Annotated in this window: 15 protein-coding genes; 12 read left to right on the top strand and 3 right to left on the bottom strand. The window is 73.7% G+C overall.

Annotated elements, in window-relative coordinates; genetic code table 11:
- Nucleotides 1–4: 4 nt before the first annotated feature.
- On the bottom strand, nucleotides 5–529 hold the full coding sequence (locus tag ACIQVI_RS27655; protein ID WP_403600617.1) for a cupin domain-containing protein: 525 nt from the start codon (nucleotides 527–529) through the stop codon (nucleotides 5–7).
- Nucleotides 530–1,212: 683 nt separating this feature from the next.
- On the opposite strand from ACIQVI_RS27655, the gene ACIQVI_RS27650 reads away from it, so the two are divergent.
- The 3 genes from ACIQVI_RS27650 to ACIQVI_RS27640 all read left to right on the top strand — a co-directional run bounded on the left by ACIQVI_RS27650 (nucleotide 1,213) and on the right by ACIQVI_RS27640 (nucleotide 7,268).
- The gene (locus ACIQVI_RS27650; protein WP_015033978.1) at nucleotides 1,213–1,476 is read left to right on the top strand and encodes a WhiB family transcriptional regulator; all 264 of its coding nucleotides are present in this window, start codon (nucleotides 1,213–1,215) and stop codon (nucleotides 1,474–1,476) included.
- 501 nt (nucleotides 1,477–1,977) lie between these two features.
- Nucleotides 1,978–5,700, top strand: coding sequence for a glycosyltransferase (locus tag ACIQVI_RS27645; RefSeq protein WP_403600614.1), 3,723 nt, complete (start codon nucleotides 1,978–1,980; stop codon nucleotides 5,698–5,700).
- The gene (locus ACIQVI_RS27640) at nucleotides 5,697–7,268 is read left to right on the top strand and encodes a DUF5719 family protein (RefSeq protein WP_403600611.1); all 1,572 of its coding nucleotides are present in this window, start codon (nucleotides 5,697–5,699) and stop codon (nucleotides 7,266–7,268) included. Before ACIQVI_RS27645 ends, ACIQVI_RS27640 begins: the two co-directional genes overlap by 4 nt.
- An 83-nt stretch (nucleotides 7,269–7,351) precedes the next feature.
- On the opposite strand, the gene ACIQVI_RS27635 is transcribed toward ACIQVI_RS27640, so the two are convergent.
- The gene (locus ACIQVI_RS27635) at nucleotides 7,352–7,807 is read right to left on the bottom strand and encodes a metallopeptidase family protein (protein ID WP_121832830.1); all 456 of its coding nucleotides are present in this window, start codon (nucleotides 7,805–7,807) and stop codon (nucleotides 7,352–7,354) included.
- 309 nt (nucleotides 7,808–8,116) lie between these two features.
- Here ACIQVI_RS27635 and ACIQVI_RS27630 point away from each other — a divergent pair, with 309 nt between their 5' ends.
- From ACIQVI_RS27630 to ACIQVI_RS27595, 8 genes are all read left to right on the top strand, one after another.
- A complete protein-coding gene (locus tag ACIQVI_RS27630) occupies nucleotides 8,117–8,545 on the top strand; it encodes a DUF3499 domain-containing protein (RefSeq protein ID WP_403601216.1) in 429 nt (142 codons plus the stop codon).
- Between the two features lie 216 nt (nucleotides 8,546–8,761).
- The gene (locus ACIQVI_RS27625; protein WP_351970539.1) at nucleotides 8,762–10,129 is read left to right on the top strand and encodes a phosphomannomutase/phosphoglucomutase; all 1,368 of its coding nucleotides are present in this window, start codon (nucleotides 8,762–8,764) and stop codon (nucleotides 10,127–10,129) included.
- A 122-nt stretch (nucleotides 10,130–10,251) separates the two neighbouring features.
- On the top strand, nucleotides 10,252–10,434 hold the full coding sequence (locus ACIQVI_RS27620; protein ID WP_030221689.1) for a Trm112 family protein: 183 nt from the start codon (nucleotides 10,252–10,254) through the stop codon (nucleotides 10,432–10,434).
- Nucleotides 10,435–10,817: 383 nt separating this feature from the next.
- The gene (locus tag ACIQVI_RS27615) at nucleotides 10,818–11,966 is read left to right on the top strand and encodes an SIS domain-containing protein (RefSeq protein ID WP_403600607.1); all 1,149 of its coding nucleotides are present in this window, start codon (nucleotides 10,818–10,820) and stop codon (nucleotides 11,964–11,966) included.
- 168 nt (nucleotides 11,967–12,134) lie between these two features.
- Nucleotides 12,135–13,286 (top strand): mannose-6-phosphate isomerase, class I, encoded by a 1,152-nt coding sequence (gene manA, locus ACIQVI_RS27610; protein ID WP_403600604.1) that lies wholly within the window; start codon nucleotides 12,135–12,137, stop codon nucleotides 13,284–13,286.
- Nucleotides 13,287–13,352: 66 nt separating this feature from the next.
- Nucleotides 13,353–14,318, top strand: coding sequence for a cation diffusion facilitator family transporter (locus tag ACIQVI_RS27605; RefSeq protein ID WP_351970536.1), 966 nt, complete (start codon nucleotides 13,353–13,355; stop codon nucleotides 14,316–14,318).
- A 459-nt stretch (nucleotides 14,319–14,777) separates the two neighbouring features.
- On the top strand, nucleotides 14,778–16,232 hold the full coding sequence (ahcY, locus tag ACIQVI_RS27600; protein WP_351970535.1) for an adenosylhomocysteinase: 1,455 nt from the start codon (nucleotides 14,778–14,780) through the stop codon (nucleotides 16,230–16,232).
- Between the two features lie 236 nt (nucleotides 16,233–16,468).
- Nucleotides 16,469–17,083 carry a hypothetical protein gene (locus ACIQVI_RS27595; RefSeq protein ID WP_403600599.1) on the top strand — a complete coding sequence of 205 codons (615 nt, stop codon included), beginning with the start codon at nucleotides 16,469–16,471 and terminating at the stop codon, nucleotides 17,081–17,083.
- Nucleotides 17,084–17,110: 27 nt separating this feature from the next.
- Here the strand turns inward: ACIQVI_RS27595 and ACIQVI_RS27590 are convergent, their stop codons facing one another.
- Nucleotides 17,111–18,130 (bottom strand): RDD family protein, encoded by a 1,020-nt coding sequence (locus ACIQVI_RS27590; RefSeq protein WP_403600596.1) that lies wholly within the window; start codon nucleotides 18,128–18,130, stop codon nucleotides 17,111–17,113.
- A 123-nt stretch (nucleotides 18,131–18,253) separates the two neighbouring features.
- Here ACIQVI_RS27590 and ACIQVI_RS27585 point away from each other — a divergent pair, with 123 nt between their 5' ends.
- Nucleotides 18,254–19,261 carry a stage II sporulation protein M gene (locus ACIQVI_RS27585; RefSeq protein ID WP_403600593.1) on the top strand — a complete coding sequence of 336 codons (1,008 nt, stop codon included), beginning with the start codon at nucleotides 18,254–18,256 and terminating at the stop codon, nucleotides 19,259–19,261.
- Nucleotides 19,262–19,607 lie beyond the last annotated feature (346 nt).

Here is a 19,607-nt window from a genome sequence, read left to right as displayed (position 1 = left end):
TGTGTCAGGCGACGATCACTCCCGGCGCGGCCGGGGCGGGCGCCACCGGGGCGCACTGCGCGCGGAGCGACTCGTGCATGGGCATCTCGGTCAGGCCGGGGAAGTAGACGTGCAGGCTGACGGCCGGCTCCAGGGAGTCGTTGACGACCTCGTGGACGTACCCGGGGGCGAACACGCGCTGCGCGCCGCCCGCGAGGGTCCGGACGCCCCGGTCCGCGCGCTCCGTCAGCTCGCCCTCCAGGACGGTGAGGACGCCGGAGGAGACGCCGTGGTCGTGCGGCCCGCTGCCCTGTCCGGGCACCCAGGAGAGCAGCCAGACCTCGTAGCCCGGACCGGTGCGCAGACGGTGGTACCAGCGGGTGGTGGCGTCGTACTCGACGTACGGGGCCCACTGGGAGCGGTCCTCGGCGATCGAGCGCGCGAGGCCGACGAAATCGGCCACGGTCACGGGGTGGACGCGCTCGGGCTGGAGGAGGTGGGGGACCTCCATGATGTCGCCGGCGATCTGGAGGTCGCTGTCCATGTTCATGGGGTGGGGTGGTTCCTCAGCAGAAACAGAAGCGGTGGGGGGTCACGGAAAGAGCGGTGACACGAGTGACGCGGGTGACGCTGGGGGGAGGAAGCTGGAGCTCTGCGGCATCAACAGCTGGGACAGCAACAGCAACAGCGCGCCTGGACAGCGCGGCGGAACCCACGGGCGTGGGTCGCGGAGGGCGCTGCGGTCGCTGGCATGGCATCAAAGGTGGCCGGAGGGGCACCCGACTGTCAACTCAATGCCCGATTTGGGGGTAATGTTTCACCTCATCCGGTTGCCCTCTCTGGAGAAAGGTTTGCTCATGCGCGGACCAGGAGAGATGGCGCTTCGACCATGCCCGTGAACGTGGCGGCGCGCGCGTGTCGGTCCGGACAAGGGGCGGCCCGTGACCGGACTGTGATCCGGGTCGCTTCCATGGCTGGATCGCAACAAGATCCAACTCCTGGTCGTCCTTCCTGGTGGAGGCGTGCCACACGGTCACGCCGGTGGCATGTGTCACGGTTTTTGGTGATTTGAACACTTAGCGCATACGCTTGGTTCCGCAGAGTGAATACGGGGCCCAATAGCAGATCTCGGCTTGACTCGCACAGAGCACGAACTTGTAATTTCACTCGTGTCGTTCGGCCGTGCTCGCACGGCAACTCCACGGGGACGCACAGAACAGACGAGGGGCGCACATGACCGAGTTGTTCCAGGAACTGCTGGTCGAGGACGCGGACGAGGAACTCGGCTGGCAGGAGCGCGCGCTGTGCGCCCAGACCGATCCCGAGTCCTTCTTCCCCGAGAAGGGCGGCTCGACCCGCGAGGCCAAGAAGGTCTGCCTCGCCTGCGAGGTCCGCTCCGAATGCCTCGAATACGCCTTGCAGAACGACGAGCGCTTCGGCATCTGGGGCGGCCTCTCGGAGCGCGAGCGGCGCCGCCTGAAGAAGGCCGCCGTCTGAACCGCCGCTCGCACCGCGGCCGGAGGCACCGCCCGAAGCGCCGCCCGGACCGCCGGCACCCGACCGCGTACGGACCCCCGAGCCGGTACGCGTCCACCGGGACCGCGCGGAGGCGCGCGCACCAGGACAGCCCGAACGGTCCGCCCCCTGTGCTCCGAACACAGGCGGCGGACCGTTCTGCGTCCCGGGGCCCGGCAGCGACCGCCACGGGCCCGGTCCGGGTGAAGGCACCGGTCCCCGTGAAGGCTCCGGTGAAGGCCCCGGTCCCGACCGCCATGACCCCGGTCCTGCCGACGGCACCGGCCGCCGTGGCCCCGGTCCCGGTGAAGGCACCGGCCGTCACGGCCCCGCGACCGTTCCGTCCCCTCTGTCCACAGGGGCCCGGGAGCTCTGTCCACAGGGCGGCGGACCGCTTCGCGCGCAGCCGTTAGTGTGGGCCTCCGTCCGAGACGCTCCCCACGCCCCCCGCGGGCGACCCCCGGCCGGAGGGCCCGTAGCTCGATGTCCTCAACTCCTGAGTTCCCGCGACACGTCGTCACCGCCGTGCTCGTCACCCACGACGGCGCCCGCTGGCTGCCCGACGCCCTGGCCGGCCTGCTCGCCCAGGAACGCCCCGTGCAGAACGCGGTCGCGGCCGACACCGGCAGCGCCGACGACTCCGCACGGCTCGCCGCCGAGGCCCTCGGCGACGACCGCGTCCTGCACCTCGCGCGCCGCACCGGCTTCGGCGCCGCCGTCGAGGAGGCCGCCCGCACCGCGCCCGTGCTCGGACCCGAGGACCTGCCCTACCTGAAGCGCCCCAGCGGCTGGGACCCCGTCAGCCGCACCTGGAACGACGAGGCCTACGACCTCCCCGAGCTCCCGCACGGCGAACCGGTCCAGTGGCTCTGGCTCCTCCACGACGACTGCGCGCCCGAGCCCGACGCCCTCGCCGAACTCCTGCGCGTCGCCGACTCCGACGCGTACGCCGCCGTCGTCGGCCCCAAGCTGCGCGGCTGGTACGACCGCAAGCAGCTCCTGGAGGCCGGCGTCTCCATCGCCCGCAGCGGCCGCCGCTGGACCGGCCTCGACCGCCGCGAGCAGGACCAGGGCCAGCACGACCAGGTCCGCTCCGTCCTCTCCGTCTCCACCGCCGGCATGTTGATCCGGCGCGACGTCTTCGAGGAGCTCGGCGGCTTCGACCGGCGCCTGCCCCTCATGCGCGACGACGTCGACCTGTGCTGGCGCGCCCACGCCGCCGGACACCGCGTCCTCGTCGCCCCCGACGCCGTCCTGCGGCACGCCGAGGCCTCCGCCCGCGAGCGCCGCACCGTCGACTGCGCCGGCCGCACCGCCGCCAACCCGCACCGCGTCGACAAGGCCGGAGCCGTCTACACGCTCCTCGCCAACACCCGCGGCGCCGCCCTCCCGTACGTCTTCGCGCGGCTCGTCCTCAGCACCCTGCTCCGCACCCTCGCCTACCTCGTCGGCAAGGTCCCCGGGCAGGCCGTCGACGAGGTCATGGGCCTCCTCGCCACCCTGCTGCGCCCCGAGAAGATCCTCGCCGCCCGCAAGCGGCGCAAGAACCCCGCCGTCCCCGCGGCCGAACTCCGCCCGCTCTTCCCGCCGCCCGGCGCCACCGTCCGCGCCGCCGCCGAACAGCTCGCCGTCAACTTCGGCGGCAACGAGGCGGACTCCGGCGGCTCCCGCCACGGCGTCGTCGAGTCGGGACCCGGCGGCGACGACGCCGACTACCTGGAGATCGAGCAGTTCGCCCGGCTCAAGAAGATCGCCCGCAGACCCGGCCCGGTCCTCTTCGCCCTCCTCCTCGTCGTCTCCCTCGTCGCCTGCCGCAACCTCTTCTCCGGCGGCTCCCTGGCCGGCGGCGCCCTGCTGCCCGCCCCCGACACCGTCTCCGGACTCTGGTCCCGGTACGCCGACACCTGGCACCCCCTCGGCACCGGCGGCACCCAGTCCGCCCCGCCCTACCTCGCCGCCCTGGCCGCGCTCTCCGCGCTGTTCCTCGGCTCCACCTCCACCGCCCTGACCCTGCTGCTCGTCTGCTCGGTCCCGCTCGCCGGCTTCACCGCGTACTTCGCCTCCCGGGGCATCGTCGAGTCCCGGCTCCTTCGCGCCTGGGGCGCCGTCGCCTACGCCTTCCTGCCCGCCGTCACCGGCGCCCTCGCCACCGGCCGGCTCGGCACCGCCGTCCTCGCGATCCTGCTCCCGCTGATCGCCCGCGCCGCCGTCGCCGCCCACGGCTTCAACCGGCCCGACCGGGGCAGCTGGCGCGCCACCTGGGCGTACGCGCTCCTGCTCACCTTCACGACCGCGTTCACCCCGGTCGTCTGGCCCCTCGCCGTCGTCCTCGGCCTCGGCGTCCTCGCCGTCCGCCGCTCCGACCCCACCGCGTACGGGCTCCGCTTCCTCGCCGCCGTCGGCACCCCCCTGCTCGTCCTCGCCCCCTGGTCGCTCACGCTCCTGACCGAGCCCTCCGCCTTCCTGCGCGAGGCCGGCGTCGACCTGCGCACGGGCACCGCGACCGCGCTCGACCTGCTCGGCACCAGCCCCGGCGGCCCCGGCACCACCGGCGGCCTCCTCCTGATCGGCCTCGTCCTCGCCGGCCTGGCCGGGCTGCTGCGCGAGGAGCGCCGGCTCGCCGTCCACGCCGCCTGGGCCGCCGCCCTCGCCGGACTCCTCTTCGCCGTCCTGACCAACGGCGCGGGCGGCACCGGCTGGGCCGGACCCGCCACCCTCGTCTACGGCGCCGCCCTCATCGCCGCCGGCGTGATCGGCGCCGAGGGCGGCCGCACCCGCGTCGCCGCCCACGGCTTCGGCTGGCGCCAGCCCGTCGCCGCCCTGATCGCCCTCGCCTGCGCCGCGGGCCCCGCGCTCGCCGCCGCCGGCTGGATGATCGGCGGCGCCGACGGCCCGCTGACCCGCCGCGACCCGGTCCAGGTCCCGGCCTTCGTCGCCGAGGAGAGCACCACCCGCGACCAGCCCCGCACCCTCGTCCTCGGCGGCTCCACCCCCGGCGAGGTCGCCTACACCCTGGTGCGCGGCTCCGGCGCCCGCCTCGGCGACGCCGAACTCACCGCCACCGCCGAGGGCGACCCGCACCTCGACCGGGTCGTCGCCCTCCTCGTCGCCGGCTCCGGCGCCGAGCAGACCGAGCAGCTCAGCGGCTACGCGATCCGCTACGTCCTGGTACGGGACGGGGCCCCGCGCCAGATGAGCCGCGTCCTCGACTCCACCCCCGGCCTCAGCCGCCTCAGCCAGATCGACGGCAGCGCCCTCTGGCGCGTGGACCGGGAGATCGCCCGCGCCATGATCGTCCCGTCCGCCGCCGGGACCGCCGAGGGAGCGGGGGAGGAGACCGCCAAGGCCGTCGCCGTCGCTGCCGGACCCGTCGAGATCCACACCGAGGTCCCCGCGGGCCCCGCCGGCCGCGTCCTGCGCCTCGCCGACCGCGCCGCCGAGGGCTGGACCGCCACCCTCGACGGCAAGGAACTGAAGCGGACCACCGTCGACGGCTGGGCCCAGGGCTTCGAGCTCCCCGACCGGGGCGGCCGCCTCGACGTCACGTACGACGAGCCGTTCACCCACACCGCGTGGATCTGGACCCAGGTCGCCCTCGGCGTCGTCCTGCTCGTCCTCGCCATGCCCGGCCGCCGCCGCGAGATCGACGACGACCTGCCCGAGGAGGAGCTCGCGATCCCCGCCCAGGCCGCCGAGGGCGACGGCCGCCGCGCCCGCCGCCTGCGCGCCGCCGCCGAGGCGGAGGCGGAGAGCGGGGCCGGGGAGCAGCCCTTCCCCGACGCCCCGGAGCACGGACCGGCCCCGGTCCCGATCCCGGAGCAGCAGTCCCGGGAGCCCGGGGACGGAGACCGGGACTGGGACGGCGGCTACGACCCCGCCTACGCCCGGACCCCGGACCACGCCGGGGAAGGGGCCCAGGAGCAGCAGCCCTACGGGGCCGGGGACCAGCAGCCCTACGCCGACCCGGCCCCCTACCAGGAGTACGCGGCCGACCCGTACCAGCAGCAGCCGTACGCGTACCCCCAGCAGGGTTACGAGCAGCAGCAGTACGACCCGCAGGGCTACGACCCGCAGCAGTACGGCGGACAGGGCTACGACCCGCAGCAGGGGTACGACCCCCAGCAGTACGACCCGTACGGCTACGGCTACGGACAGCCCCAGGGCCACGAGACCGAGCAGCGTCCCGACGGGAGCAGCAACCAGTGAAGCGCACGACCCTCTCCCTGATCGCGGGCGCCACGGCCCTCGCCGCCGTCACCGGCTTCGCCGCACTCACCGCCCCCGAGGGCACCGCCGACCCCGGGGCGACGAAGGCCACCACCCGGCTCCCGGTCGAGCGCGTCGGCCTGGCCTGCCCGGTCCCGAGCTCCTCCGAGGTGGCCGAGACCGTCTACACCTCGTACACCCCGGCCGCAACGGACGCCGGCAAGACCCCGGACGCCGGGAAGACCCCGGGATCCGACACGTCCCCGGGATCCGACAAGGGCAAGGACAAGGCCGAGAAGCCCACGGCCCTCCTGAAGCCCGCCACGGGCGCGACGGCCTCCGGCGGGACCGGCAAGAAGCCCGCGGCGCCCAAGGCCCCCGCCACCGTCACGACCCCCGGCAAGCCCGTCACCGCCGAGGCGAACGGCGCGTCCGTGCCCGCCCTCACCGGCTCGGCCACCGGCGCCCTCGCCCCCGGCTGGACCGTCCAGCAGACCACCGTCGTCCCGGCCGGTGGCTCGCGCGGCCTCCTCGGCCTCACCTGCGGCGCCCCCGACACCGACTTCTGGTTCCCGGCGGCCTCCACCGCCAAGGCGCGCCACGACTACGTCCACCTCACCAACCCGGACGACACGGCCGCCGTCGCCGACATCACGCTGTACGGCCCCGAGGGCGTCCTCAAGTCCCAGTTCACCGAGGGCATCCCGGTCCCCGCCCACTCCACGGTCCCGGTCCTCCTCTCGACGCTCACCCAGGAGGCCGCCCAGCGGGACGTCACCGTGCACGTCACCACCCGCAGCGGGCGGGTCGGCGCGGCCGTCGGCGTCGCCGACGACAAGCTCGGCAGCGACTGGCTCTCCGCCTCCGCCGACCCGTCGGGCAGCGTCGTCCTGCCCGGCATCCCGGCCGACGCCACCTCGGTGCGGCTGGTGGTCTTCGCCCCGGGCCAGGACGACGCCGACCTGAAGGTCAAGCTGTCCACCGCGAACGGCGCGATCGTCCCGGCGGGCGCGAGCACCCTGCACGTGAAGTCCGGGATGACGACCTCCATCGACCTTCCGGACCTCACCCGGGGCTCGGCGGCCTCGCTGTTCCTCGGCCCGGAGAACGCGAAGCGGCCCGTCCCGGTCGTGGCCGCCCTCCAGGTGGTCCGGGGCAAGGGCGAGAAGAGCGAGATCGCCTTCATCCCGGCGGTGGGCCCGATCTCCGCCCGCGCGACGGTCGCGGACAACCGCGCCAAGGCCTCGACGCTCTCCCTGACCGCCCCCGACGCCGACGCGCAGGTCAGGATCACGGCCTCGGCGGGCTCCGGTGCGGGCACGCCCGCGTCGAAGACGGTCACGGTCAGGGCGGGCACGACGACGGCCCTCACCGACCTCGTCCCCCAGGGCCTCAAGGGCTCCTACGCGCTGACCGTCGAACCGGTCTCCGGCGGCAAGGTCCACGCGGCGCGGACGCTCGCCGTGCCGCAGGACGGCGTCCCGATGTTCACCGTCCAGACCCTCACCGACGACCGGGGCACGGTCGAGGTCCCGTCGGCCCGCCAGGACCTGGGAGTACTGGACTGATCCCGGCACCCCCTACGGGCGGGCCCGGAGGGGCACGAGCCGTACGGGCCCACGCGCCCGCGCGGCCACCGGCCCCGTCCCGCTCAGTCCTGCCCGTACCGGGGGTCGACCGACTCGGGGGAGAGGCCGAGCAGCTCGGCGACCTGCTCCACGACCACCTCGTGGACCAGGAGCGCCCGCTCGTCCCGGTTCTTCGAGCGGATCTCGACCGGCCGCCGGTAGACGACCACCCGGGCGGGCTCGCCCTTCTCCGCCGGGAGCGAGCCGCCCAGCGGCACCGTCTCGCCCGGCACGGGCGGCGGTACCTCCAGGACCAGGAACTCGACGTCGGCCAGCTGCGGCCAGCGCCGCTCCAGGCGCTCCACCGAGTCGAGGACCAGATCGCGGAAGGTGTCGGCCCGGCTCGCGGAGAGCGGCACCTGCGGCGGCGCGACGGGACCCCGCATCCCGCGGCCGTGCCGGTCGCGGCGGCGGACCCGGGGCTCCGCCGGGGGCTCCGCGGGGCGGTGCTGGGGGCTCGGCGGCACAGGACTGTCCATCACTGACGCAGCGTAACCCCCATCGGTCCTCCGTACCGTGGCGCGTCCTCGCCACCTTCCGCGGAGCCCCCGGCCCGTTCCCGCCCCGCTCTCGCCCCCACTGTCGAAACCTGAACATTCCGGCCAATCGCGCGCCCGGTTCGGCGTCCCGTCGCGATCGGCCATCTGGCCCTGATTGACCGGATTCGTATCCCGGAGTGTCCGAATCGCCACCCGCCCCGGAACCCCCGCGATCCCTTCCCCGCAGGTCGGAACGGCCGCCCCGCACGGGGGTATGGCGGAGTTCACACCGCGACACGGTGGAGTGACCTGAGGGAGAGTCGTCGCGGCCCGCTCAAGAGTGCGGTACCGTCCAACGTCGTGAGCCCTGTACGTCGCTGTTCGCGCACCGCGTGCGGCCGCCCTGCCGTCGCGACACTGACGTACGTCTATGCCGACTCGACTGCGGTCCTCGGCCCGCTCGCCACCTACGCCGAGCCCCACTGCTACGACCTGTGCGCCGAGCACGGCGAACGCCTCACCGCCCCGCGCGGCTGGGAGGTCGTGCGGCTCTCCGACGGCTCCGCCCCCACCCGCCCCAGCGGCGACGACCTCGAAGCCCTGGCCAACGCGGTACGGGAGGCGGCCCGCCCCCAGGAGCGCGCGGCCGGCGGCAAGGGCGGCGGAGGACGCGGCGGCGACCCCATGGAGGTCGGACGCCGCGGCCACCTCAGGGTGCTCCGCTCCCCCGACAACTGACCCGGCCCCGGGCCTCTCCCCGAGCCGCCCCCGGCCCGTCCCGGAGCCGACGTCAGGGCCGCACCCGGCCCGTCCCCGAGCCGACGTCCGGGTCGCCCCGGCCCGACAACCGGGCGCAACCGGCCACCGTCCGCATCCCCCCGCCCCACTCCGGGTAGTTTTGGCGTTCCGTACACGCGCCGCACACGCGTGCCCAGAACTCAGGAGGGTGGATCCGTGACTGCCGATCTGTCGCAGATCGTGAAGGCGTACGACATCCGCGGAGTGGTACCCGACCAGTGGGACGAGAAGCTCGCCGAGCTCTTCGGCGCCGCCTTCGTCCGGGTGACGGACGCGGACGCGATCGTCGTCGGCCACGACATGCGCCCCTCGTCGCCCGGCCTCGCGAACGCCTTCGCGCGCGGCGCGACCCGCCTCGGCGCCGACGTCACCCTCATCGGCCTCTGCTCCACCGACCAGCTGTACTTCGCCTCCGGCAGCCTCGGCCTGCCCGGCGCGATGTTCACGGCCTCCCACAACCCGGCCCAGTACAACGGCATCAAGATGTGCCGCGCCGGAGCCGCCCCCGTCGGCCAGGACACCGGCCTCGCCGACATCCGCGCCCTCGCCGAGGAGTGGTCCGAGAAGGGCGCCCCCGAGGCCGCCGCCACCCCCGGCACCCTCACCGAGCGGGACACCCTCCAGGACTACGCCGCCCACCTCAAGGGCCTCGTCGACCTCGCCGGCATCCGCCCGCTCAAGGTCGTCGTCGACGCGGGCAACGGCATGGGCGGCCACACCGTCCCCACCGTCTTCGCGGGCCTCCCGCTCGACACCGTCCCGATGTACTTCGAGCTGGACGGCACCTTCCCGAACCACGAGGCCAACCCCCTCGACCCGAAGAACATTGTGGACCTCCAGGCCCGCGTCCTCGCCGAGGGCGCCGACCTCGGCCTCGCCTTCGACGGCGACGCCGACCGCTGCTTCGTCGTCGACGAGCGCGGCGAGCCGGTCTCCCCGTCCGCGATCACGGCCCTCGTCGCCGCCCGCGAGCTCGCCAAGCACCCCGGCGGAACGATCATCCACAACCTGATCACCTCCTGGTCCGTGCCCGAGGTCGTCCGCGAGCAGGGCGGCGAGGCCGTCCGCACCCGCGTCGGCCACTCCTTCATCAAGGAGGAGATGGCGAAGACCGGCGCGATCTTCGGCGGCGAGCACTCGGCCCACTACTACTTCCGGGACTTCTGGAACGCCGACACCGGGATGCTCGCCGCGCTCCACGTCCTCGCGGCCCTCGGCGGCCAGCAGGGCACCCTCTCGGAGCTGGTCGCCGCCTACGACCGCTACGCCTCCTCCGGCGAGATCAACTCCACCGTCGCCGACCAGGCCGCCAGCACGGCCCGGGTCAGGGCGGCGTACGAGGGCGGCGAAGGGATCACCCTCGACGAGCTCGACGGCCTCACCGTGACCTCCGCCGACTGGTGGTTCAACCTCCGCGCCTCCAACACCGAGCCCCTCCTCCGGCTCAACGTCGAGGCCCGCGACGAGGCCACCACGGCCCGGATCCGCGACGAGGTCCTCGCCCTGGTCCGGTCGGCGGACTGACCCCGCGCCCACCGCCGGGGAACGGGGCGGCCCCCGTTCCCCGGCGGTAGGCTGACCTGGCCCGAAGGGCGGCACCACCACCGTCCGCCGCCCACCCGCAGTTCGTCCGAAGGGACCACCCCATGCCGCTCGAAGCCGGCCTCCTGGAGATCCTGGCCTGCCCCGCGTGCCACGCCCCGCTGAACGACCGCACGGCGGACGAGACCCCCGAACTGGTCTGCACGGGCACCGACTGCGGCCTCGCCTACCCGGTCCGCGACGGCATCCCGGTCCTCCTCACCGACGAGGCCCGCCGCCCGGCCTGACCGGCCCGCACGGGACCCACCGCCCGACGCGCCCGGCACGCACCCGTTCCCGCCGCCCTTCGCGTCCGGCCCCGGGACGACACCGCCGCCCCTCCCGGCCGAACCGAGGACGACGACCGCCGCCCCTCGTGACCGGTCGGGAAAAGACGACCGCCGCCCCTCGCGCCCGGCCCCGGGACGACGACCGCCGACCGGACCCGGGCCACCACGAGCGGCGGACGCCGACGGCGGGTACCACCCGGAAGAGGGCCCGCACCTCCGCGCACCCGGTGGTACGAGGGGTGCGGGCGCCCACCGCGGGCGCCGGGCGCACCCCGGAGCCCCGCCCCGCACCGGCGCCCACCGCACCGCCCACCGACCCCGCTCATCCCGGGAGGCACCAGATGCTCGACGAGACCCTCCTCGACGCCCCGGACGCCCTCGCCCTGGCCGACCGCCGGGGCCTCCTCCGCGGCGCCGCCGAAGCGGGCGCCCGGGTCCGGACCGCCACCCGCCACGCCGCCGACGCCGGCATCGCGGACCTCCGCCCCGAGGGCCGCCCCCGCGCCGTCCTCGTCGCGGGCCCCGGCACCGCCGCCACCGGCGTCGCCGACCTGATCGGCGCCCTCGCCGGAGCCTCCGCCCCCGTCGTACGCCTCCACCCCACCGGCGTCGCCCCCGCCGCCGGCGCCCTGCGCTGGGCGCTGCCCGGCTGGGCCGGCTCCGTGGACCTGCTGCTGCTCCCCACCACCGACGGCTCCGAACCGGGCCTCGCCCTCCTCGCCGAGCAGGCGTACCGGCGCGGCATCACGGTCGTCGCCGTCGCCCCCCAGGGCTCCCCGCTCTCGGAGGCGGTCAGCGGCTCCCACGGCATGTTCGTCCCGATGGCCGTCGCCCCGAACGAGGCCCCCGACGAGTACGCCGAGAACATCGCGGCCAGCCCCGGCGCCCTCTGGGCCCTCTTCACCCCGCTGCTCGCCCTCCTCGACCGCGTCGGCCTCCTGGAGGCACCGCCCGAGGCCCTGGAGAAGGTCGCCGACCGCCTCGACCGCACGGCCGAACGCTGCGGCCCGGCCATCGCCACGTACAGCAACCCGGCGAAGACCCTCGCCGCCGAGCTGGCGGACTCGCTCCCGCTGATCTGGACCGAGGGCAGCGCCGCAGGACCGGCCGGCCGCCGGTTCGCCGCCGTACTGGCGGAGCTCGCCGGACTGCCCGCCCTCGCCGCCGAACTCCCCGAGGCCCTGCCCGCGCACGGCGTCCTGCTCGCCGGCGACTACGCGGCGGGCGCCGACCCCGACGACTTCTTCCGCGACCGGGTCGACGAGCCGCAGGCCCTGCGGGCCCGGGTGGTCCTGCTCCGCGACCGGCCGGCCGGCGGCCTCAGCGCCGCCCCCGCCGCCCGGGAACTGGCCCTCGGCCACGAGACCGCCGTCAGCGAACTGGAGCCGGAGGAGGGCGGCGACCTGGAGACGCTCGCCGAACTCCTCGCCGTCACCGACTTCGCGGCCGTCTACCTGGCCCTGGCCACCCGCCCCACCCCGGCCCCGTAACCGGACGGCGAAACCGCCCCGCACCGGACGCCGCGGCGCACCGCCCCCGCGCCGACCCCGTACCGTCCACCACCCGGTCACCCACCCGTCACCCACCCCCTGTCATCTGTCTCCCGTGTCCCCCGACACCCGCACACCCGTCACCCACCCGAGAAGCTGGCAGGCACCATGGACCGCCTCGTCAACACCGTCCGCCCCTACGCCTGGGGATCCACGACGGCCATCCCGGAACTCCTGGGCACCGCCCCCACCGGCGAGCCGCAGGCCGAGATGTGGATGGGCGCCCACCCCGGTGCACCCTCCCGCACCGAGCGCGGCCCGCTGAACGAGCTCATCGACGCCGACCCCGTACGCGAACTGGGCGAGCGGACCGTCGAGAGGTTCGGCCCGCGCCTCCCCTTCCTGTTCAAGATCCTCGCCGCCGGCGCCCCACTCTCCCTCCAGGTCCACCCCGACCTCGACCAGGCGCGCTCCGGATTCGCCGCCGAGGAGGCCGCGGGCATCCCGGTCGACGCCCCGCACCGCACCTACAAGGACGCCCACCACAAGCCCGAGCTGATCTGCGCCCTCACCCCCTTCGAGGGGTTCTGCGGCTTCCGCGCCCCCGCCGACGCCGCCGACCTGATCGCCGCGCTCGGCGTCGACTCCCTCAAGCCGTACGTGGACCTGCTGCACGCCCACCCCGAGGAGGCCGCGCTCCGCGAGGTCCTGACGGCCCTCCTCACCGCCGACCCCGAGGAGATCGCGCACACCGTCGCCGAGGCCACCGCCGCCGCCGACCGCCTCGGCGGCGCCCACGCCCCGTACGCCCGCCTCGCCCACCACTACCCGAGCGACCCCGGCGTCATCGCCGCGATGCTCCTGCACCACGTACGGCTCAAGGCCGGCGAGGCCCTCTACCTTGGCGCGGGCGTCCCGCACGCCTACCTCGACGGCCTCGGCGTCGAGATCATGGCCAACTCCGACAACGTCCTGCGCTGCGGCCTCACCCCCAAACACGTCGACGTCCCCGAACTCCTCCGGATCGTCCGCTTCGACCCGGCCGACCCGGCCGTCCTGCGCCCCGAGGTCTCCCCGTCGGGCGAGGAGGTCTACGAGACCCCGACCGAGGAGTTCCGCCTCTCCCGTTTCGTACGGGCCGAGGACGCCGCCCCCAACGACCTCACCGCCCCCACCCCCCAGATCCTGCTGGCCGTCGCGGGCCGCCCGGCGGCGGGCGACCTCTCCCTCGCCCCCGGCGAATCCGTCTTCGTCCCGGCGGGCGAGCGCATCCAACTGACCGGAGCGGGTACGGTCTTCCGCGCCACCGTCACGGCCTGATGCGACAATGACCGGCCGAACCGCGGCGATCGAGCCGGAGCACCGACGAAGGGAACCCGTACACCCATGAGCGCGTCAGGCGGAACCAAGGCGATCGTGGCGGCGCTCGCCGCGAATCTCGCGATCGCCGCAGCCAAGTTCGTGGCGTTCCTCTTCAGCGGTTCGTCCTCGATGCTCGCGGAGAGCGTCCACTCGCTCGCCGACTCCGGCAACCAGGGCCTGCTGCTCCTCGGCGGCAAGAAGGCCCGGCGCGAGGCGACCCCGCAACACCCCTTCGGCTACGGCCGCGAGCGGTACATCTACGCCTTCCTCGTCTCCATCGTGCTCTTCTCCGTCGGCGGCATGTTCGCCATCTACGAGGGCTACGAGAAGATCCACGACCCGCACGAGATCGAGGCCTGGTACTGGCCGGTCGGCGTCCTCGTCTTCGCGATCGTCGCCGAGACCTTCTCCTTCCGCACCGCCATCAAGGAGTCCAACCCGCTCCGAGGCAACCTCTCCTGGAAGGAGTTCGTCCGCCGCGCCAAGGCCCCCGAACTCCCCGTCGTCCTCCTGGAGGACCTCGGCGCCCTCGTCGGCCTCATCCTGGCCCTCGGCGGCGTCGGCCTCGCCCTGCTCACCGGCAACGGCGTCTGGGACGGCATCGGCACCCTCTGCATCGGCGTCCTCCTCATCCTGATCGCCCTCGTCCTCGCCGCCGAGACCAAGTCGCTGCTCCTCGGCGAGGCCGCCGGCACCGAAGAGGTCGAGAAGATCGAGGCCGCCGTCGTCGACGGCACGACGGTCACCCGCCTCATCCACATGCGCACGCTCCACCTCGGCCCCGAGGAGCTGCTCGTCGCCGCCAAGATCGCCGTCGCGCACGACGACACCGCCACCGAGGTCGCGCACGCCATCAACGCCGCCGAGGAGCGCATCCGCGCCGCCGTCCCGATCGCCCGGGTCATCTACCTGGAGCCCGACATCTACAGCGAGAAGGAGGCCGCGGCGGGCCCCGACCCGGCCGCGACCCCGGGCGGCCCGGGCCACTGAGCCACCGGGCGTCCCGAGGCGCTGATTGTCCCCGCCACCGACCGCCCCGAGACGCTGACCGTCCCCGTCACCGACCGCCCCGAGACGCTGCCCGGTCCGTGAGACGGACCGCCGGGCCGACGACCGAATCCGGCCATCGAGCCCACCCCGCCGAGCCCCCGGTCCGTACGCGCGGACCGGGGGCTCGGCGCGTACGGACCGGGCCCGGGACTGTCCGGGAGCCGCCCCCGGGGCCCGACGCGGACTGTGGCCCACCGTGCCGATCGGTGTAGATTCGTGACCAGCCAGACGTCGCTGCTGATGGCGGTCGGGCGGTCCCCCGGGGACCGGCCGAGGGAGAGAGGGCCTCCGACGACGGCACCATGGAAGTCCCGGGCATTCCTGTGCCCAGGGGCCCCCGCCGTGGTGCCCGGCGCCCCGAACGACCCTCGCACCCGACCCATGAGGAGCAGCCCCGTCATGACGACCGCAGCCCACCAGGACTTCAAGGTCGCCGACCTCTCCCTGGCCGCCTTCGGCCGCAAGGAGATCACCCTCGCCGAGCACGAGATGCCCGGCCTGATGTCCATCCGCCGCGAGTACGCCGAGCAGCAGCCCCTCGCCGGCGCCCGCGTCACCGGCTCCCTGCACATGACCGTGCAGACCGCCGTCCTCATCGAGACCCTGGTCGCCCTCGGCGCCGAGGTCCGCTGGGCCTCCTGCAACATCTTCTCCACCCAGGACCACGCCGCCGCGGCCATCGCCGTCGGCCCGAACGGCACCCCGGAGAACCCGCAGGGCGTCCCGGTCTTCGCCTGGAAGGGCGAGACCCTGGAGGAGTACTGGTGGTGCACCGAGCAGGCCCTCACCTGGCCGAACACGCCCACCGGCGGCCCGAACATGATCCTGGACGACGGCGGTGACGCCACCCTCCTCGTCCACAAGGGCGTCGAGTTCGAGAAGGCCGGCTCCGCCCCGGACCCGGCCACCGCGGACAGCGAGGAGTACGCCCACATCCTGCGTCTCCTCAACCGCACCCTCGGCGAGAACCCGCAGAAGTGGACCCAGCTGGCGTCCGAGATCCGCGGCGTCACCGAGGAGACCACCACCGGCGTCCACCGCCTGTACGAGATGCACCGCGACGGCACGCTGCTGTTCCCGGCGATCAACGTGAACGACGCCGTCACGAAGTCGAAGTTCGACAACAAGTACGGCTGCCGCCACTCCCTGATCGACGGCATCAACCGCGCCACCGACGTCCTCATCGGCGGCAAGACCGCCGTCGTCTGCGGCTACGGCGACGTCGGCAAGGGCTGCGCCGAGTCCCTGCGCGGCCAGGGCGCCCGCGTCATCATCACCGAGATCGACCCGATCTGCGCCCTCCAGGCGGCGATGGACGGCTACCAGGTGACGACGCTGGACGACGTGGTGGAGACGGCGGACATCTTCATCACCACGACCGGCAACAAGGACATCATCATGGCCGGTGACATGGCCCGGATGAAGCACCAGGCCATCGTCGGCAACATCGGCCACTTCGACAACGAGATCGACATGGCCGGCCTGGCCAAGATCCCCGGCGTCGTCAAGGACGAGGTCAAGCCCCAGGTCCACACCTGGACGTTCGAGGACGGCAAGGTCCTCATCGTCCTGTCCGAGGGCCGCCTGCTGAACCTCGGCAACGCGACCGGTCACCCCTCCTTCGTCATGTCGAACTCCTTCGCGGACCAGACCCTGGCCCAGATCGAGCTCTTCACGAAGCCGCAGGAGTACCCGACCGACGTCTACGTCCTCCCGAAGCACCTGGACGAGAAGGTCGCCCGCCTCCACCTGGACTCGCTCGGCGTCAAGCTGACGACCCTCCGCCCGGAGCAGGCCGCCTACATCGGCGTCGAGGTCGAGGGCCCGTACAAGCCGGACCACTACCGCTACTGACGGACCCTGCGGAGCCCGTCCGTGACGGACGGGCTCCGTGGAGAACATCCGTCGCCGACGGACCCTGCGGAGAACGCCGCCGACGGGCTCCGCGGAGAACACCGGCAACGGACTCTGCGGAGAACACCGGCGGTGAACGTCCGCAGAGGATCAGGCAGGCCCCCCGCACCCCCGTGTCGGGGGGCCTGCCCCGTCACGCCCCCTCGCTACCGCCCCTGGAAGCCACCCGAGGACCCATGCCCCGCGGCCGCTATTCGCTCCATGACCCGCACGATCACACCCCCCTCGGCGAAGAACACTTCCACTGCGCGCCGGGCCCCTCCGGCTGGCGCTACGTCGCGCAGACCACCACCCCCTCCGGTGATCACCGGGGCTCCGTCGACCTGGCCGTCGACGAACTGGGCCGCCCCATCCGCCTCGAACTGCACGCCGCCGGCTGGCAGGTCCGCGGCGCGGCCCTCGACGGCGTCACCTGGGTCCGTACGGACCCCACCGGAGCCGAGGCCACCGAAGGCAATGTGCGCGCCCACGCCTTCACCGGCACCTCCCCGGCGTTCCTCGTCGCCCTCACGCGACTCCTGCGTCTCACCCCCGATTCCCCCGAGACCCGTGTCAGGCTCGTCGCCTTCACGGACCCGGTGCTCGCCCCCCTCACGGTCGACCAGTCCTGGGCCCTGCTGAGAAGTGAAGCGCACCCCACTGACAACGGCCCCCTGACGGTGGACGAATACCAGGTCAGCGCCCTGGAAACGGGCGAACGGCACACCGTCCACATCGCCGGTGACGTGGTCCTCGCGGCCCCCGGCATCGAACTCGAAGACCTCGACACCCCGCCCTCGGTCTTCCCCTGACTCCGCGCCCCGGGAGACCGCCGGACGTCAGGCGGGCGGAACGAACCCGGTGGCGGACGACCCGCCCCCGGAGGAGGACCCACCAGCCGGAGTCCCCCTCGGGGGAGAGGCAGCGGGGGGAGGAGCAGTGGGGGAAGTAACCGGGGAAGCACCCGAGGGCGGAACGACCGGAGGAACGGCCACCGCCGGAACGCCGAAGCCCCGACCCGCCTCGAACCCGGTCCGGGCTCCGTCCCCAGTCCTCGCCTCGCCCCCGGCTCCGGTCCTGTCGCCAATACTGGCCCCGCCCCCGGCTCCGGTCTCCGTGAACGCCCGCCGCGTGTCCCGCGCCTGCCGCTCGGCCACCACACCCGCCAGATACGCGTAGGCCGGTACCCCCGCCGGCGGAGGCGTCCCCGTCCGGGCCACCAGCTCGTCGGCCAGGCGCTCGGCGAGCCGCCGCCCCACGGCCGGATCCAGCTCACGCGCGCGTGTGAGGTACTGGCGCACCTCCAGCCACAGCGCCTCCGGCACCGCCGAGAGGTCGAGCCCGGCGAACCGTCCCACCAGCCACGGCGGCGGAGGAGGCACGGGCAGCACCCGCGCCGCAGGCATCCGCTCCCGTACGACCAGGGTCCCCGCGAACACGTCCCCGAGCCGTCGCCCGCGCTCGGACACCAGCGACGCGACGCAGGCGACGACACCGAAGGTCATCAGGATCTCCACGACCCCCATGGCACCCCGCACCAGCGCGTGCCGGAACCGGATCGGCCCGCCGTCGTCCCGCACGACCCGCAGCCCGCAGGCCATCTTCCCGAGCGACCGCCCGTGGGACAGCGTCTCCACCGCGATCGGCGCCCCCACGAGGATCAGCAGGAAGGCCGCGACGGACACGGCCGCCACCGCCGCTTCGTCCAGCGAGGCCGTGGCGACCGCGAGCCCGAGCACGACCAGCAAATACGCGGCCCACACCACGACCAGATCGATGAGCACCGCGAGCGCCCGGCTCGGCAGCCGCGCGGGCTGCAGCCCCAGTACGACGGCATCGCCCGTCACCACACCGCTCACGGCACCCGCCCACCCTTCTCCGGTCTTGCCCGACCCCTCCGAACGCCAGTCTGCCAAGCTGACCCCCAGCGCGCCGCAGTAGTACGGACCCGTCCGAAGCCAGTCCTGGAGCAGCAGCCGATCATGGACCTCGACGTCTACGTCACCACCCACCGCGCGGAGTGGGAACGCCTCGACCACCTCCTGCGCCGGGGCGGGAAGCTGACGGGCGCCGAGGCGGACGAACTCGTCGCCCTCTACCAGCGCACGGCCACCCACCTCTCGATCGTGCAGTCCGGCGCCCCGGACCCGATGCTCACGGCCCGGCTCACCCAGCTCGTGGCCCGCGCCCGCGCCACCGTGACCGGCACCCGCCGGTCCTCGTGGCGCGACGCGGCCCGCTTCCTCACGACCGGCTTTCCGGCCGCCGTCCACCGCTCCCGCCACTGGTGGATCCCCACGGCCGTCCTCTCCACCCTGCTCGCGGTCCTCATCGGCTGGTGGATCGGCACGCACCCGGAGGTCCAGGCCTCGATCGGCGCCCCCGCCGAACTCCGCGAGATGACCCGCCCCGGCGGCCAGTACGAGACGTACTACTCCAGTCACCCGGCGGCCTCCTTCGCCGCCCAGGTCTGGACGAACAACGCCCAGGCCGCCGCCATGTGCCTGGTCCTGGGCGCCTTCCTGGGGATCCCGGTCCTCTGGATCCTCTTCCTGAACATGCTGAACCTCGGCGTCGGCATCGGCCTGATGTCCTCCGCAGGACGCCTCGACGTCTTCCTGGGCCTGATCCTTCCGCACGGCCTGCTGGAGCTGACCGCCGTCTTCGTGGCCGCCGGCACCGGCCTCCGCCTCGGCTGGACCGTCATCGAACCGGGCCCCACCACCCGCCGCGCAGCCCTCGCGGAACGGGGCCGGGCCGCCCTCGGCATGGCCATCGGCCTCGCCCTGGTCCTCTTCGTCTCGGGCCTGATCGAAGGCTTCGTCACCCCCTCCGACCTGCCCACCTGGGCCCGCATCACCATCGGCATCACCGCCGAACTGGCATTCCTCGCGTACGTCTACGTCCTCGGCGGCCGCGCCTCCCGCGCCGGCGACCGGGGCGACCTGGAGGAGCCCGACCGCAACGCCACGCTCCCCACCGCAGCCTGATGTGCGTACGGCCCTGCTGAGCTGCTAGTCTCCTCCGGTGCCCGCAAAAGCTGTTGACACGGCGATTGCGGGGAGGTAGATTTGAACAGTTGCCTGGAGCTGGACAGCTCGGCAGCAACCAAGTAAAGTCTCACTCACTCCGGTCGGGAATTTCGATTCCCCGGAGTCACTTCGATTCTTATCCGAATCACGAAAGCCACCGATTAGGTCGGCCGAAATGAATCTGATAAAGTCGGAACCGCCGGAAGGCCCCCGGAGCGAAAGCGAATGGGACCGGAAAGCACCGAGGAAATCGGATCGGAAAGATCTGATAGAGTCGGAAACGCAAGACCGAAGGGAAAAGCCC

It is taken from the genome of Streptomyces sp. NPDC098101 (assembly GCF_044760185.1).
Lineage (GTDB): Bacteria > Actinomycetota > Actinomycetes > Streptomycetales > Streptomycetaceae > Streptomyces.
The sequence above is the reverse complement of the archived record's forward strand: the minus strand, read 5'-3'. Positions and strand labels throughout refer to the sequence as shown.

What these genes read in the sequence shown, in the direction of transcription:
- ACIQVI_RS27620 (WP_030221689.1), top strand. Translation starts at nt 10,252, where the DNA reads ATGCCGCTCGAAGCCGGCCTCCTGGAGATCCTGGCCTGCCCCGCGTGC.
- ACIQVI_RS27635 (WP_121832830.1), bottom strand. Translation starts at nt 7,807, where the DNA reads ATGGACAGTCCTGTGCCGCCGAGCCCCCAGCACCGCCCCGCGGAGCCC.
- ACIQVI_RS27615 (WP_403600607.1), top strand. Translation starts at nt 10,818, where the DNA reads ATGCTCGACGAGACCCTCCTCGACGCCCCGGACGCCCTCGCCCTGGCC.
- ACIQVI_RS27650 (WP_015033978.1), top strand. Translation starts at nt 1,213, where the DNA reads ATGACCGAGTTGTTCCAGGAACTGCTGGTCGAGGACGCGGACGAGGAA.
- ACIQVI_RS27595 (WP_403600599.1), top strand. Translation starts at nt 16,469, where the DNA reads ATGCCCCGCGGCCGCTATTCGCTCCATGACCCGCACGATCACACCCCC.
- ACIQVI_RS27585 (WP_403600593.1), top strand. Translation starts at nt 18,254, where the DNA reads ATGGACCTCGACGTCTACGTCACCACCCACCGCGCGGAGTGGGAACGC.
- ACIQVI_RS27605 (WP_351970536.1), top strand. Translation starts at nt 13,353, where the DNA reads ATGAGCGCGTCAGGCGGAACCAAGGCGATCGTGGCGGCGCTCGCCGCG.
- ahcY (WP_351970535.1), top strand. Translation starts at nt 14,778, where the DNA reads ATGACGACCGCAGCCCACCAGGACTTCAAGGTCGCCGACCTCTCCCTG.
- manA (WP_403600604.1), top strand. Translation starts at nt 12,135, where the DNA reads ATGGACCGCCTCGTCAACACCGTCCGCCCCTACGCCTGGGGATCCACG.
- ACIQVI_RS27645 (WP_403600614.1), top strand. Translation starts at nt 1,978, where the DNA reads ATGTCCTCAACTCCTGAGTTCCCGCGACACGTCGTCACCGCCGTGCTC.
- ACIQVI_RS27655 (WP_403600617.1), bottom strand. Translation starts at nt 529, where the DNA reads ATGAACATGGACAGCGACCTCCAGATCGCCGGCGACATCATGGAGGTC.